Source organism: Blastococcus sp. KM273128 (assembly GCF_021698975.1).
Lineage (GTDB): Bacteria > Actinomycetota > Actinomycetes > Mycobacteriales > Geodermatophilaceae > Blastococcus.
Window position 1 is genome coordinate 1 of sequence record NZ_SSXA01000164.1, and the last position, 1253, is coordinate 1253.

General features: G+C 71.3%; 1 protein-coding gene. It reads right to left on the minus strand.

What is annotated here, in order from left to right:
- Positions 1 to 7 precede the first annotated feature (7 nt).
- Positions 8 to 1201 (minus strand): IS30 family transposase, encoded by a 1194-nt coding sequence (locus E9529_RS21410; protein ID WP_308195313.1) that lies wholly within the window; start codon positions 1199 to 1201, stop codon positions 8 to 10.
- Between the last annotated feature and the right edge of the window lie 52 nt (positions 1202 to 1253).

Here is a 1253-nt window from a genome sequence, read left to right on the forward strand (position 1 = left end):
GGTGGTCTCAAGGAGCGGTCGCAACGCCACCGTTGTGATCGTCGGCTGAGAGTAGAGCGGCGAGTCGTTCGGCGGGGGTGTCCCAGCCGAGTGTCTCGCGGGGGCGGCCGTTGAGCTGGGCGGCGACGAAGTCCAGGTGCTCGGGGGTGTGGGCCGAGAGGTCGGTGCCCTTGGGGAAGTACTGGCGGAGCAGGCCGTTGGTGTTCTCGTTGCTGCCGCGTTGCCAGGGTGAGCGGGGGTCGCAGAAGTAGACCGGCAGGTCAGCGGCGATGGTGATCTCGGTGTGCCGGCGCATCTCCAGGCCTTGGTCCCAGGTCAGTGAGCGGCGCAGGAAGTCCGGCAGGGTGCCGATGGTCGCCACGATCTGATCCCGGACGGTCACCGCATCACCGGGGCCGCCGGGCAGGTGCAGCAGCATCACGAAGCGGGTGGAGCGCTCCACCAGGGTGCCGATCGCGGTGCGGTTGTTCTTGCCCAGGATGAGGTCGCCTTCCCAGTGCCCGGGCACGGCCCGGTCGGCGACCTCGGCCGGGCGCTCGCTGATCATGACCTTGTCCGGGATCCGCCGGTCGGGGTGGGAGCGGCCATCGACCCGCCGCCGCGGCCGGCGGATCGCCCGCCCGGTGCGCAAGCTGGCGGTGAGCTCCCGGCGCAGCGAACCGCGGCCTTGCACGAACAGCGCCCGGTAGATCGTCTCGTGGCTGGCGTGCATCGCCTCATCGTCGGGGAACTCCCGCTTGAGACGGCGGGCGATCTGCTGCGGTGACCACTTCTCGGTCAGCCCGGCCTGCACCACCTCGTGCAGCGGCTGGTGTTCCAGCTTGCGCGACTTGGGGCGCCGCGCCCGAGCCTCGGCCGCAACCTGCGCCGCGACCGCTCGATAGGGCCGACCCGCAGAGCTGTTCCGGCTGATCTCCCGGCTGATCGTGGACTTGTTCCGGCGCAGCCGGCCAGCGATCTGGCCCTGACTGTCGCCGGCGGCCAGCCCGCGAGAGATCTCCTCCCGCTCGGTCAGATCCAAGAAGCGGCCAGAGGGCTCGGCCAGCGCAACAGGGGACACCCCGCCACACTCGCGGAACCATCGGAAACCCCGGCCGGCTGACACGCCGGCCTGCTTCGCCGCTGCCACCGTGGCCAGCCCGTCGCGGATCCCTCTCCAGAACGCCCGCCGCAGATGCTGCAGCTCCGCCGTCTGCGCCATGCCCCGACCCCCAGCTCAGTCAGGGCGTTGCGACCACCCCCTGAGCCCGGGG

What these genes read in the sequence shown, in the direction of transcription:
- E9529_RS21410 (WP_308195313.1), bottom strand. Translation starts at nt 1,201, where the DNA reads ATGGCGCAGACGGCGGAGCTGCAGCATCTGCGGCGGGCGTTCTGGAGA.